This window comes from Burkholderia sp. AU45388 (assembly GCF_030481585.1).
Lineage (GTDB): Bacteria > Pseudomonadota > Gammaproteobacteria > Burkholderiales > Burkholderiaceae > Burkholderia > Burkholderia sola.
This window is the reverse complement of sequence record NZ_JAUJPV010000003.1, coordinates 81,068-93,276: the sequence shown is the minus strand read 5'-3', so window position 1 is coordinate 93,276 and position 12,209 is coordinate 81,068. Positions and strand designations below refer to the sequence as shown.

At 66.7% G+C, this 12,209-nt stretch carries 12 protein-coding genes and 1 pseudogene; 4 read left to right on the top strand and 9 right to left on the bottom strand.

Annotated features, from left to right (window positions below):
• Window positions 1-121: 121 nt before the first annotated feature.
• The 3 genes and pseudogenes from infA to QZM72_RS07865 form a co-directional block, all read right to left on the bottom strand.
• Window positions 122-385, bottom strand: a complete 264-nt coding sequence (gene infA, locus QZM72_RS07875; RefSeq protein WP_006483034.1) for a translation initiation factor IF-1 — start codon at window positions 383-385, stop codon at window positions 122-124.
• A gap of 465 nt (window positions 386-850) precedes the next feature.
• Window positions 851-1,054 carry a cold-shock protein gene (locus tag QZM72_RS07870; RefSeq protein WP_006483056.1) on the bottom strand — a complete coding sequence of 68 codons (204 nt, stop codon included), beginning with the start codon at window positions 1,052-1,054 and terminating at the stop codon, window positions 851-853.
• 344 nt (window positions 1,055-1,398) lie between these two features.
• A pseudogene (locus QZM72_RS07865) lies at window positions 1,399-1,637 on the bottom strand (VapC toxin family PIN domain ribonuclease); the annotation flags it as partial.
• A 210-nt stretch (window positions 1,638-1,847) separates the two neighbouring features.
• On the opposite strand from QZM72_RS07865, the gene QZM72_RS07860 reads away from it, so the two are divergent.
• Window positions 1,848-2,888 carry an acyltransferase gene (locus QZM72_RS07860; protein ID WP_301737755.1) on the top strand — a complete coding sequence of 347 codons (1,041 nt, stop codon included), beginning with the start codon at window positions 1,848-1,850 and terminating at the stop codon, window positions 2,886-2,888.
• A 286-nt stretch (window positions 2,889-3,174) separates the two neighbouring features.
• On the opposite strand, the gene QZM72_RS07855 is transcribed toward QZM72_RS07860, so the two are convergent.
• On the bottom strand, window positions 3,175-3,591 hold the full coding sequence (locus QZM72_RS07855) for a type II toxin-antitoxin system VapC family toxin (RefSeq protein ID WP_179233516.1): 417 nt from the start codon (window positions 3,589-3,591) through the stop codon (window positions 3,175-3,177).
• Entirely contained in the window at window positions 3,578-3,814 is a 237-nt protein-coding gene (locus tag QZM72_RS07850; protein ID WP_069618041.1) for a DNA-binding protein, read from the bottom strand. Before QZM72_RS07850 ends, QZM72_RS07855 begins: the two co-directional genes overlap by 14 nt.
• Window positions 3,815-4,323: 509 nt before the next feature.
• Between QZM72_RS07850 and QZM72_RS07845 the strand changes: the two genes are divergently transcribed.
• Window positions 4,324-5,601, top strand: a complete 1,278-nt coding sequence (locus QZM72_RS07845; RefSeq protein WP_301737754.1) for an acyltransferase — start codon at window positions 4,324-4,326, stop codon at window positions 5,599-5,601.
• Window positions 5,602-5,692: 91 nt separating this feature from the next.
• Window positions 5,693-7,081 (top strand): DHA2 family efflux MFS transporter permease subunit, encoded by a 1,389-nt coding sequence (locus tag QZM72_RS07840; protein ID WP_301737753.1) that lies wholly within the window; start codon window positions 5,693-5,695, stop codon window positions 7,079-7,081.
• A 9-nt stretch (window positions 7,082-7,090) separates the two neighbouring features.
• Here QZM72_RS07840 and QZM72_RS07835 read toward each other — a convergent pair whose 3' ends face one another.
• Window positions 7,091-7,471, bottom strand: coding sequence for a DUF4377 domain-containing protein (locus QZM72_RS07835; RefSeq protein WP_301737752.1), 381 nt, complete (start codon window positions 7,469-7,471; stop codon window positions 7,091-7,093).
• A 295-nt stretch (window positions 7,472-7,766) separates the two neighbouring features.
• Here QZM72_RS07835 and QZM72_RS07830 point away from each other — a divergent pair, with 295 nt between their 5' ends.
• On the top strand, window positions 7,767-8,960 hold the full coding sequence (locus QZM72_RS07830; RefSeq protein WP_301737751.1) for a tyrosine-type recombinase/integrase: 1,194 nt from the start codon (window positions 7,767-7,769) through the stop codon (window positions 8,958-8,960).
• A gap of 195 nt (window positions 8,961-9,155) precedes the next feature.
• On the opposite strand, the gene QZM72_RS07825 is transcribed toward QZM72_RS07830, so the two are convergent.
• From QZM72_RS07825 to QZM72_RS07815, 3 genes are read right to left on the bottom strand one after another with little or no spacing between them, the layout of a single operon-like run.
• Complete coding sequence (locus QZM72_RS07825; protein ID WP_089469901.1) at window positions 9,156-9,374, bottom strand: YXWGXW repeat-containing protein; 219 nt, start codon at window positions 9,372-9,374, stop codon at window positions 9,156-9,158.
• A 56-nt stretch (window positions 9,375-9,430) separates the two neighbouring features.
• Entirely contained in the window at window positions 9,431-10,594 is a 1,164-nt protein-coding gene (locus QZM72_RS07820; protein WP_301737750.1) for a DUF1501 domain-containing protein, read from the bottom strand.
• On the bottom strand, window positions 10,591-11,985 hold the full coding sequence (locus QZM72_RS07815) for a DUF1800 family protein (protein ID WP_301737749.1): 1,395 nt from the start codon (window positions 11,983-11,985) through the stop codon (window positions 10,591-10,593). Before QZM72_RS07815 ends, QZM72_RS07820 begins: the two co-directional genes overlap by 4 nt.
• Window positions 11,986-12,209 lie beyond the last annotated feature (224 nt).

Sequence of the window (12,209 nt, the reverse complement as noted above, 5' to 3'; positions counted from 1 at the left end):
AATGACGCCGACGGCGGCCGACGAGCGGCGCGAATCGCGCTCTCCATCCAGTGTGTCCGGCCGCATGACGGGGCCGGACGGATGACGATCGGAGCCGTGTTGCGCGCCCGATCGTTACTGCTTAGCGGCGCGGTTGCCCGCTACGCGGCGGACGCGGCGAGTTCGCGTCCTTGTGCCGGAAGTTGATGCGGCCCTTGGTAAGGTCGTACACCGACAGTTCCAGCGTCACGCGATCGCCCGCGAGAATGCGGATGTGGTTCTTGCGCATGCGGCCCGACGCGTATGCGCCGACCACGACGCCGTTTTCCAGCGTGACACGGTATTTGCTGTCCGGCAGCACTTCGTCGACGATTCCGTCCAGTTCCAGCAGTTCTTCTTTTGCCAAACCAATTCCTCCAGACAAGGTGATTGACCGCGGCCGCGGCAACTGCCCGGCGCCGCGCCCGCAAACGGGACGGCGGCCGGCAGGCGGCCGGGATCGGTTCGTTCAGACGGGCCTCGGGCCTGTCTTGCGATCGGAGCCCGGCGCGTTGCGACGTTCGGGCGGTCGGTGGCTGCGGCGCCAGCAGCGCCGCGCAAGTCGGGACCGCGCCAGCTACGGCATGGCGGCGGTCTGCTCGGGTTGATGCGTTGAAGCGGTGATGCGCTCGCGAAACGACGTGCGCTTCGCGAGGGCGTTGCGTCGCATGCGGTTCACGCATGCGATGAGGGAGGCGTCACGACCGATGCATCGTGAATGTCGCGATGCATCGGTCGTGCGCATCGGAACGCGCGGGCCGCTGCCATGCGGCGCCCCGCGCGATACTCCATCCGGCATCGGCCGCCGCTTGGCGCCCGATGCCGATGCGACTTACTGCGGCGTGATGTTCGACGCTTGCAGACCCTTCGGGCCGCGCTTCACTTCGAAGCTGACCTTCTGGCCTTCGGCCAGGGTCTTGAAGCCCGTGCCGCGAATTTCCGAGAAATGGGCGAACAGATCGTCGCCGCCGTTGTCCGGGGAAATGAAACCAAAGCCCTTGGTTTCGTTGAACCACTTGACGGTACCGGTATCCACAAATACTTCCTTAATACAAATAATTGAACATGCGCCCGCGACGGGCACAGAAAGAATCAAAGAGGGAGAGACCAACGACTGCCGCACGGTGTACGGCCAATGATGAGCAATCGGACTTCTTGATGACTTCGGTCTCGGACACTACGCGGTAGTGACCGTTTCGTCAAGTTATTTTGATGCGACGCACAAGCGCGGGCCGTCGGGCGCTGGCCAGGATGCCGGCCGATCATGGGGCTACATCGCCTGTCGGGACGAGAAGATGAGCGGTGGAAATAGGGGGCTGATCGTTGATCGGGGGTGGCCGCGATCAGCTTGTGAGTTCGTGCGTCGGATCGGGCACGCTCAAACATCTGGCTGGGCCCGATATCGACCGGCAGGATGTTCTCCGCATAGCCGGACAGGATCATCGCCATCCAGGCCTCGAATGCCGATGCCTGGCCGTGATCGTCGCGATGACGAATCAGATCGACACCGCGCCGCAGCTCGGCCACCGCGACCACGGACGGATAAAGCGGGCTCGCTTCGGCTTCGGCCTGAAGAATGTCCTCCGCACGCCGAGGTTGGTTCGCTTGCCCTTCCTGATTTCGCTGATGACGCGCGTATCTATCGGATAGGCGGGATGACCCGCCCCTACTTTCTTTTATTTCAATTGGTTAGATGCGGTTTTTTTGTAGAAGAATACCCTTGCAAACTGCGTAGCTACATGCCGGTAAATCAAGCGCCTGCCATATGGCGCTGACGAGAGATGTCCCGTACTTCTGCCAACACTGCGCCGGAGAAATAGGAGTCTTACATGGCACCCAATAACCAGAACGCATTCACCGCTCTGCGCTTGCTCTCAGCCTACGCGGTCATCATCACTCACAGCTACGTCGTGCTTGGCCTCCCCCATGACTGGCTTGAAGCCCACGGCTTCCCGCAGTTCAGCGAGTTCGGAGTAAGCTCGTTCTTCGCGGTCAGCGGGTACCTCGTCTGCAAATCGTTGCAGCGCAATTCGAACCCGTTCGTCTACTTGCGCAACCGAGCTCTGCGAATATTCCCAGGGTTGTTTGTGCTCGTACTGCTTACGATCTTCGTCGTCGGCCCGATCATGACGCATGGGTGGTCTGCCGGCTGGCTAAAATACCTGACGAACCTTTCTCTATATCGACTCGTCCCGACGCTTCATCAATTCTTCGTGACGAATCCGGTTGCTGTCATCAATGGATCTCTCTGGACGTTATCGCTCGAGGTAACGTGTTATCTGATGCTACTTGGCATATCGTGGGCGGGGGCGTTGAATTGGAAGGGGCTATTGTTGATGCTGATCGGCTGTTACGTGGCGCTGATGGGTGATTTGCTCTGGCAAGGGAACTACCTGATCGGCATGAACACCTTCCAGCTTTCTCGCCTTGGCGTGTTTTTCTGGGGAGGAGCGTTTCTCGCGACTGTAACTTTGCCGCGTAGCTGGATCCTATGGGCGGCTTCGGTCTTGCTGGTCCTGCTACCCTTCTATCTGTTCGCGGCCAGTCCAAACTGGAAGATCAGGGCGTATGCCTTCAATCTGCTGCTGCCGTTCGTTGTTATTTTCGCGGTGGAACGCCTGCCTAGGCTAGCCTTCCTGAACCGCTTCGACATTTCGTACGGCGTTTATATCTACGCGTTCCTAGTGCAGCAGATTCTGGTGTGGCACTTCGGAATCGGCATCGGCCCGACCAAGCTATCTCTTTTCACCGCCGCCATCGTAACCCCACTTGCCGCAGCTTCATGGTTCCTCGTAGAAAAGCCGGCACTCGCTCTGAAAAGCGGATTCGCCGGCTTTCGGAGAAAAGGTGTGCAAACGTCTTCCGCATAGCGCCACGCATCGACGCGCGTCGCGCCGACGACGACATAACCCCACGCACGGACATCAATCATGCCGGCGTGCTCCTGATTCAGTATCCGCTGTTCGTGCAGGATTCTGGCCAGGCCGGGGTGATGGCCTTACATCGTCCGTCGGGACGAGAAGACGAGCTCTGAAAGGCTCTGAGTGTGAAATGTCGCCGCCGGGTTAGGCCGGTCGCGGGAACCAGCGTCGAGGCGCTGGCCTGCGTGCCGACCTCCGCCCGCCCTGGCTTCGCACGACGACTGCCACCACGACGCTAATCGAACGGATTCAGTAACCGCACGCCGGTGCGAGCGAAATCGTCGACGTTGCGCGTGACGACCGTCAGATCGTTGATCAGCGCAGTGGCCGCGATCAGCTTGTCGAGTTCGTGCGTCGGATCGGGCACGCGCAAATGCCCCCACATCTGGCTGGTCTCGATATCGACCGGCAGGATGTTCGACGCATAGCCGGACAGGATCATCGCCATCCAGGCCTCGAGCGCCGACGCCTGGCTGTGATCGCCGCGATGGCGGATCAGGTCGACACCGCGCCGCAACTCGGCCACCGTCACGACGGACAGATAAAGCGGGCTCGCTTCGGCTTCGGCCTGCCGGAAGAACGCCCGCACGCCGCGGTTGGTTCGCTTGCCCTTCCTGATTTCGCTGATGACGTTCGTATCAATCAAAAACACGCCTGACCTCGCCTGAATCCTGAACACGTTGGAAATCCGCGTCTTCGCCCACCTCGGGCATGCTCATCAGCACTTGCGCAAACGTCCGCCGCTTCGGCCGGCCGAGCGCTTCGGCCAGAATGGCTCGATGTTCGGCCTCGGCGCTCCTGCCATTGGCCGCCGCCTGCTCGCGCAGGCTTTGAACGATAGTGTCATCCACGTTACGCACCAGAAGATTTGCCATGAGTACCTCCATCCAGATTTGCTATCAATGATAGCGACATGAAGGTAAATTGCAAGCATTGCTATCACTTTCATGACCGGACGGACCTCGGGTCGGCGTGCACCAGCAACAGCGGACGGCACGAATCCGCCCTCTTCCACCGCTGGCCCGACGCGTCGAACTGCTGTCGCCCAAGGTAAGCCGGAGCGGCCCGATGGGGAAGCCGGCCGAATGGCCAATCGAGCGCCAATGACGACGGCGAAGGTCCGGCCCACGAGGAACGAAATTTGCGGGGCGAGCCCAGCGGGTGACAAGCACCACGAATACGGGCGCCGCCTCGATTCGCCCTGAAACATCGTGTTGCACAACGGGCCGCCACATCGCCCGCGCCGCACGTGATCGTTTGATACCATCGGATCACAAGACCGGCGATCGAAAGCCGTGCGAAGCGCGCAGAAGACCTTGCATCGACGCGGACCATCCGACCATCCGTGCCTGACATCCCGATCCAAGACACGAGACGCTCTTCAGTGGACTTTGTTACGCCCTCTCTGAAAACCCTGTTCTCCCCGACACCCGACCAACTCTACTTCCCGGCATGCGTTGCGGCCGTGGCGATCATCGCGTGGCTCGTCGCGCGGCACGTACCGTTCTACCGGTCGGCCGTCGACAAGTCGCTGTCGATGCGCTATCGCAATCTCGACGGTTTCCGCGGCCTGCTGGCCGTCTCCGTGGTCTTCCATCACTTCGCGTGCAATCAGGCGTTGCTGTCGACCGGTGTCTGGGGCGCCGGCACCGATTTCCTGCGCAATCTCGGGACGATTCCCGTCGCGATGTTCTTCATGGTCACCGGCCTGCTGTTCTGGGAACGCGCGTGCCGAGGCGCGCTCGACGTGCGGACCTTCTTCGTCGGACGCGTGCGACGCCTCGCGCCGCTCTATCTGTTTTACGCGGCCGTCATCGTCATCTGCACGCTTTACTGGTTTCCGCGCAACGCCGTCGGCGCACCGGCGCAGTTGCTGGCCGACCTGCTCAAGACCGTTTCGCTCGGCTGGTTCGGCGCGTTCCCGATCAACGGAGCGGAGCGGACGCCGTATCTGAGCGGCGTCTGGTGGACCCTCGCCTACGAATGGCGGTTCTACGTCGCCGTCCCGTTTCTCGCATGGTTCGTCGCCACACGTGCGTGGCGCAAGCTGCTCGCGCTCGCGATCGTCACGGCCTGCGCGGCGTTGTTCGGGCCGCCCGGCGGCATGGCGCTGCTGTTCGCGCTTGGCGCGGTGGCCCACGAGATGTCGCGCCACCCCGCGATCCGCGCGCGGCTCGCCACGAAACAGGCGGCGACCGTCGCGCTGCTGATCCTCGCGATGTCGCCGTCCCCCACCGAACGCTATTCGATCGAAGGCGCGCTGCCGCTGCTTCCGGTGTTTCTCTGCATCGCCAGCGGAAACACGTTCTACGGGCTGCTCGAAACCCGGCCGCTCGCGCTGCTCGGCACCGCCAGTTTCAGCATCTACATGATCCACATGGTGATCGTGTACATGATCGTTCATGCGTTCAACAAGTTCGTTTTCCCGATCGATTCGGCCGGCGATTCCGGCATCTGGGCGCTCGCGCTCGCATGCGCGCTGGTTGCCGTCTTGTGTTCGCTGCTGACTTACCGCTACGTCGAGCATCCGTTCATCGCCAAGCGCCACGATGCGCGCCCGGCACGCGGCTCGGACGGGCGAACGCGCGCGTGCCGCGTCGAGCAGCGTCCCCCCGGCGACGAACATGCCCTCGATGCGGTCGGCGATACCGCTTCCCGATGACCGGCGGAATCGGTACCATCGAGCGCTTGAAGTCCGGCAGGCGCCGCGCGACCGTGCACCGGCGCCCGTCTCTCGTACCATCGATTTCGCCATGTCCCGGGAACCCACACATTCCGCGCTGCTCTGGATCGTCGCCGCTGCGTTCTTCATGCAGTCGCTCGATACGACGATCGTCAACACCGCGCTGCCGTCCATCGCACAAAGCCTGCATGCGTCGCCGCTCGCGATGCAGCCCGTCGTGGTCGTCTACACGGTGACGATGGCGATGCTCACGCCAGCCTCCGGCTGGCTCGCCGACCGGTTCGGCACGCGCCGCGTATTCTCGGTCGCGATCCTCGTGTTCGTGCTCGCGTCGATCGGCTGCGCGGCGTCGCACACGCTCGGCCAGCTCGTCGTCGCGCGCGCCGTGCAGGGCATCGGCGGCTCGATGCTGCTGCCGATCGGGCGGCTCGCCGTGCTGCGCCGCGTGCCGGGCGAGCAGTACGTCGCGGCGATCGCGTTCGTGTCGATCGCCGGCCAGCTCGGCCCGATCGTCGGGCCGACGCTCGGCGGCTGGCTCACGCAGGCGATTTCGTGGCACTGGGTGTTCATCGTCAACGTGCCGGTCGGCGTGATCGGTTTCATCGCGGTACAACGCTACCTGCCGCACGACCAGGCGACGCAGCCGCCGCCGTTCGACTTCGTCGGGTGTGCGCTGCTGTCGGCCGCGATGATCGCGCTGTCGCTCGCGATCGATCCGCCGATGTCCGCGCACCGCGCCGCGTGGGCGGCGGGGCTCGCGGGGCTCGGGCTGGCGAGCGCGCTCGCGTACCTGCCCCATGCGCGGCGCCGCACGCAGCCACTGTTCCGGCTCGGACTGTTTCGCGAGCCGAACTTCGGCTCGGGGCTGCTCGGCAACCTGCTGTGCCGGATCGGCACGAGTTCGGTGCCGTTCCTGCTGCCGCTGCTGATGCAGGTGCAGCTCGGCTATACGCCGCTGCAATCGGGGCTGATGATGCTGCCGGCCGCGATCGCGGGCGTCGTCGCGAAACGCTGGATCGCGCCGCTCGTGAAGCGCTTCGGCTATGCGACGTTTCTGGTCGTGAATACGGGGATCGTCGGCTGCGCGATCGCGGGGTTCGCGCTGGTGTCGGCGCGGCCCGCGCCGGTGCTGGAAGGTGTGCTGCTGATCGTGTTCGGCACGGCGAATTCGATGCAGTTCGCCGCGATGAACGGCGTGACGCTCAAGGGGCTGTCGCACGCCGATGCCGGCAGCGGCAACAGCCTGTTCACGATGATGCAGATGCTGGCGATGGGGCTGGGCGTGTCGATCGGCGGCGGGCTCGTCAACCTGTTCGCCGCCTATCGCGGCTCGATGGCGCACGGGTTCATGCTGTCGTTCGCGTGCATGGGCGCGGTGACGCTGCTGTCGTCGGTCGTGTTCCGGCGGATCGATACGGCCGCGCCGTCGGCCGGTGCGGCGGCGCGCCCGTCCACGTGATCGTGCCCGTCAGTTCACCTGGCGGCGCTCGACGACGCGCTTGAGCACCCAGCGGATCGACGAACCGTCGGCCGGCGGCCGCGCGGCGCGGTATTCGTCGACTTCGAGCGTGTACAGGTAGCCGGGCTGGTAGGCGAACCCTTCGATTCCCGCGTACCACAGGCTCCACGGCTCGCCCGCGCTGCCACGAACCTGCAGGCACTCCATCGGCGCGACGCCCGTGCAGCGCGCGGACCGCGGCGCGACATAGACGGTCTTCGTCACGAGCCTCCCGTCGGCCGGGCGCGCGGCACTCGGCGCGGGTGCCGCGGCGTCGGTCCGGCATCCGGCGACGAGCGTGCTGCCGGCAATGACGGCCGCGCCGAGCCGCGTTCGGATCGTGTGAATCATCGGGTATGCGTCTGCGAGCGTGGAAGGGCCAATTAGACGAACCGCCCGGCGAGAAGGTTCACAAACACCTTACCGACCGCGCTCGACGACCGGCGTTGATCGGATGTCGCGTGCAAGCCGATACGTCACCGTGTTCCGGTTCCGCCGCGCGCTTCGTCACCGGCCAGGCGATCGCCGTCGACGACGGCTTCATCGTATGGCGATCGTGTACCATCGGCGCTTCCGATACGCCTTCGCGTGCTGCGTTCGTCCGCCCGGCCACGCCCGCGCGATGCGCGCAGCGCGTTTCCTTCGCATGACCTCATCCGCTTCGCCCGACACGGCACTCCGGCCGCTGCCGATCGATACGCTGACCGTGCCGGCCGCGCTCGACGGACGCACAGGCACCAATCGCTCGGGCAGCGCGCATCCGCAGATCGCCGCGACCAACGATCTCGACGCCGTGCGCGCGTGGCTCGCGCGCTTCGTCGATACGCCGACCACGTTCCAGAACTACCGCAAGGAAGCCGAGCGCCTGCTGCTGTGGGCGGTGATCGCGTGCGGCAAGCCGCTGTCGTCGCTCACGCACGAGGATCTCGCCGTCTACCGGCAATTCCTGCTCGCCCCCGCGCCGGCCGAGCTATGGTGCGCGAACGGCGGCCGCAAGCATCCGCGCGACGATCCGCGCTGGCGGCCGTTCTACGGGCCGCTGTCGGCAGCCAGCCAGCGGCAGGCGCTGGTGATCCTGAACGTGATGTTCTCGTGGCTCGTGCAGGCCGGCTATCTGGCCGGCAACCCGCTCGCGTTGTCGCGACAGCGGCAACGCCGGCCCGCGCCGCGCGTCACGCGCCATCTCGGGCAGCCGCTGTGGCAATCGGTGAAGGATGCGATCGCCGCGATGCCGCGCGACGATGCCCGCGCATGCTTCCATGCGGATCGCGCGCGGTGGCTCTTCACGCTGCTGTATCTCGGCGGGCTGCGCATCACCGAAGCGGCCGATACGACGATGGGGCAATTCTTCTGCCGGCGCGACGCGACCGGGCGCGAGCGCTGGTGGCTCGACGTGACGGGCAAAGGCGGCCGGCAGCGGCTCGTGCCGGCCACCGACGAAATGATGGCCGAGCTGTCGCGCTACCGGCGTGCGCACGGCCTGCCCGCGCTACCGCGCGACGGCGAAACCACGCCGCTCGTGCTGCCGGTCGGCCAGGCACGCAAGCCGCTCACGCGCACGGCGCTGCACCGGATCGTGAAGCAGGTGTTCCGGCGCGCGGCCGACCGGCTGCGCGCGAACGGCGAGGCCGGCGAGCAGGCGGCGCGCGTGCTCGAACAGGCGTCCGCGCACTGGCTGCGTCACAGCGCGGGCTCGCACATGGCCGACGGCCGCGTCGACCTGCGGCTCGTGCGCGACAACCTCGGTCATGTGTCGCTCACGACGACGAGCCAGTATCTTCACGCGGACGACGACTGGCGCCATCGCGAGACGGAAGAGAAGCACCGGATCGGATGGTAGGTGCGCCTCGCGGCGGCGCTCACCGAACGAGATCGAGCCCGCCGAGGCCGCCGTTGCCGCGGCACTTCGCACGATCGCTTGTCGCCGGATGCCCGTCGCCGGATGCCCGTCGCCGGGATCCGCAAGCTTAGGCCAACGCGCGTCGCCGTTCAATACGCTTCCCGGCATCCGCACCGCGCGGCACGTCGCGCACGATCAGTACACCGCCACCCAATGCCCCGGCACCCACGCCCAGTGATTGCCGGCCCACCGGTAATGCCCCTTCGCCCAGCGATAGCCGGGCGCGGGCGGCGGCGGCGCCACCTCGACGACGGGCGCGGGCTGCGGCGGCCGCACGGGCTCGACCACGCAAGCGGACATCAGCACGGCACTCGCACTCACCAGCACGGCCAGCGAAACGGATTGGATCTTCATTGTGATTCTCCCTGTTGTGTCATGGGTCGATCGGGCCGAGCGCGGCATGCGCCGCGTCACGCGACTCCGCGAATCAGGCCGTTCATCGGCCGTGTCACGCCGCTTTCCGCAAACAACGCGGACGCGGTACGGCGCGGATCGAGCCGCAGACTGTCGGCGGCCGCGCCCGCGATCAGCGCGTCGAGCGACGCGGTCGGCTTCAGGTCGCGCCCTTCGTACAGGTCGCCCGGTCGCAGCCCCGGCCAGTCGGCGATCACGCGCCCGCCGGCAACCGCGCCGCCCGCCAGCATCGCGACCGACGCCTGCCCGTGATCGGTGCCGCCCGTGCCGTTCACCGCGGCCGTGCGGCCGAACTCGGTCGCGACCAGCACCGTGGTCTGCTGCCACGCAGATCCAAGGCCGTCGCGCAGCGCGGCGAGCATCGTGTCGAGCGCCTTCAACTGATTCGCGAGCCGCGCGTTCTGCGCGCTATGGGTGTCCCAGCCGCCCGTCTCGATCATCGCGATCCGCGGGCCGTCGTCGCGCGCGAGAAACGTCGCGGCGAGCTTGCCGACGCCCGCCGGGTCCTGCCGTGCATGCGCGTCGCCGGCGAGGCCGCGCGCTTCCATCGCGGATCGCCATAACGGGCCGAGTTGCGCGTCGGCTTCGTAGAGCGACGACACGCGCGTGAGCAGATCGTCCGGCGCGGCCGGCAAGCCGGACGGCGCATACGACGCGGCCTGCACCGTGCCGCGCAACGCGAGCGGCACGGTCGGCGCGAATGCGATCGCGTTGTCGCGCGTCGCCGGCAGCAGCGCGGCCAGCCGGTTCAGCCAGCCGTCCTTCACCTGGTACGGCGCGCGGCCGCCCGTTTCGAGCACGTTCTGGCCGTCGAAATGCGAGCGGTCGCGATACGGCGACGCAATCGCATGGACGAACAGCGCCTGACCGTCGCGGTACAACTGCGCGGTACGCGCAAGCGATGGATGCAGCGCGAACGTGCCGTCGAGTCGCGTCGTGGCCGCCGTGTCGATCGCGAGCGGGCCGCGCAGCGACGCATACGCGGGCTCCGCATACGGAACGACGATGTTCAGGCCATCGGCCGCGCCGCGCTGGATCACGAACACGAAGCGCCGGTCGGTCTCGACGTTCGCGAATACGATCCGCGGCGCGACGAGGATCGCGCCCGCGCCGGCGGCGGCCACGCTGAGGAATTGTCGGCGGGACAGTGCCATGGTCATCTCCGTTGGAAATCGGGCGACACGAGCAGCAGCGCGAGCGACGTCGTCGCGCTTTCGGCGCGCGCGAGCGCGGTCGCGGTCGGCGCGCTCATCGAACCGGCGAGCAGCGTGTTGCCGAGCGTGCGCGGGTCGAGCCGGTCGCCCGTCCGCGCGGCGAGGCGCTGCGCGATCTCGACGCGGCGCACGAGCGCGTCGGGCGCCGTCCAGCTCGCGGCGACGTCGTCGTAGCCGGCCGGCGAGCCCGGCCGCCACACCGGCTGGCCGAGCTGCGCGAGCAGCGGCGCGGCCTTGAGATCACCGGTGTCGCGCCAGCCGAGCCCGCGCAGCGACGATACGGCCCACTCCCACGGTGTTTTGAACTTGCGGTTGACCGGCGACCACGCGTCGGGCGCGTCGACCAGCGCACGATAGACGGTCGGCAGGTCGCCGCCGCTCGCATCGAATGCGCGGGCGAGCCGGTCGGTCAGCGCGGGCGGCGGCGTATCGGCGACGAAATGACGAGCGAGCTGGAACGCGATGTGTCGGCCCGTCGCCTCCGACCGCGCGAGGTCGTGCAGGACCGCGCGCGCCTGCGCTTCGCCCGGTTGATCGTAGGTGCGGCCGATCACCGTACGCACGCCCGGTTCGTGCAGATTCGGGCGAAACACGAATGCGCCGGGCGCCGCATCGCCCGGTTGCGGCCCGCGGCCGCCGGCGATGCTCCAGCCGGTCAGCGCACGCGCGAATTCCGTCACGTCGGCTTGCGTGTAACCGGTGCGCACGCCGAGCGTATGCAGTTCCATGATTTCGCGGGCGAGATTCTCGTTGAGGCCGCGCCTTGCCGACGGATTGCGTGCCTGCGCGCGCAGCGCGGCCGGACTGTCGGGGCCGACCGAGCGCGCCTGATCGAGAAACAGCTGCATCGCGGGATGCTGCTCGACGGCGACGAGCATGTCCTCGAAACGGCCGAGGACGTGCGGGCGGATCGCATCGCGCTCGAACGCGCCCGCATACGCGGCCACCTGCCCCTTGTCGACCGACACCGCGAAATGGTTTGCCCAGAAATGCACGAGACGCTCGACGAACGGCGCGGGCGTGTTCAGCGCGCTGTTCATGCGTGCGGCGACGGCACTGCGATACGCGTCGTAGCCGTCGCGGCGAATCGACTGCTCGGTCGCGCGCTTCGCGGCCGGGTCGTCGCTCGTCATCGCGTTGCGGGTGCTCGCGAAGCGCGTGGCGAGCGTGATCGCGTCCGGCTCGCTGGCCCAGGCCGCGGGCCGCGCGTCGTAGCGTTCGAACTGGGCGAGCAAGCCGGCCTTCGGGTCGGCTTCGGGTGCTTCGTCGGCCCGCGCGCCGAGACCGAAGCGGTTCAGCGCGATCGCGGCCGGCGTGGCGTCGTTCGGGTGGTCCATGACGGGCTCTCTTGCGGTGCGTACCCACGTTCAACGCAAGCACACCGGGAAATCCGTCGCAGGCAGGGAAATATTTTTTGTGTTTGTGATCGGGGAAACGCCGGGCGAAAGTCTCGCAGCGCGGCGGCGTGCATCGTCAATGGATAACGACCGCGCGATTCATCGGAACCGGTGCACGCATGACGCGCGAGCAACACGCGGATCGCGCGCCGCTCGCGCGGTTT

What these genes read in the sequence shown, in the direction of transcription:
- QZM72_RS07815 (WP_301737749.1), bottom strand. Translation starts at nt 11,985, where the DNA reads ATGGACCACCCGAACGACGCCACGCCGGCCGCGATCGCGCTGAACCGC.
- QZM72_RS07860 (WP_301737755.1), top strand. Translation starts at nt 1,848, where the DNA reads ATGGCACCCAATAACCAGAACGCATTCACCGCTCTGCGCTTGCTCTCA.
- QZM72_RS07840 (WP_301737753.1), top strand. Translation starts at nt 5,693, where the DNA reads ATGTCCCGGGAACCCACACATTCCGCGCTGCTCTGGATCGTCGCCGCT.
- QZM72_RS07850 (WP_069618041.1), bottom strand. Translation starts at nt 3,814, where the DNA reads ATGGCAAATCTTCTGGTGCGTAACGTGGATGACACTATCGTTCAAAGC.
- QZM72_RS07825 (WP_089469901.1), bottom strand. Translation starts at nt 9,374, where the DNA reads ATGAAGATCCAATCCGTTTCGCTGGCCGTGCTGGTGAGTGCGAGTGCC.
- QZM72_RS07835 (WP_301737752.1), bottom strand. Translation starts at nt 7,471, where the DNA reads ATGATTCACACGATCCGAACGCGGCTCGGCGCGGCCGTCATTGCCGGC.
- QZM72_RS07830 (WP_301737751.1), top strand. Translation starts at nt 7,767, where the DNA reads ATGACCTCATCCGCTTCGCCCGACACGGCACTCCGGCCGCTGCCGATC.
- QZM72_RS07820 (WP_301737750.1), bottom strand. Translation starts at nt 10,594, where the DNA reads ATGACCATGGCACTGTCCCGCCGACAATTCCTCAGCGTGGCCGCCGCC.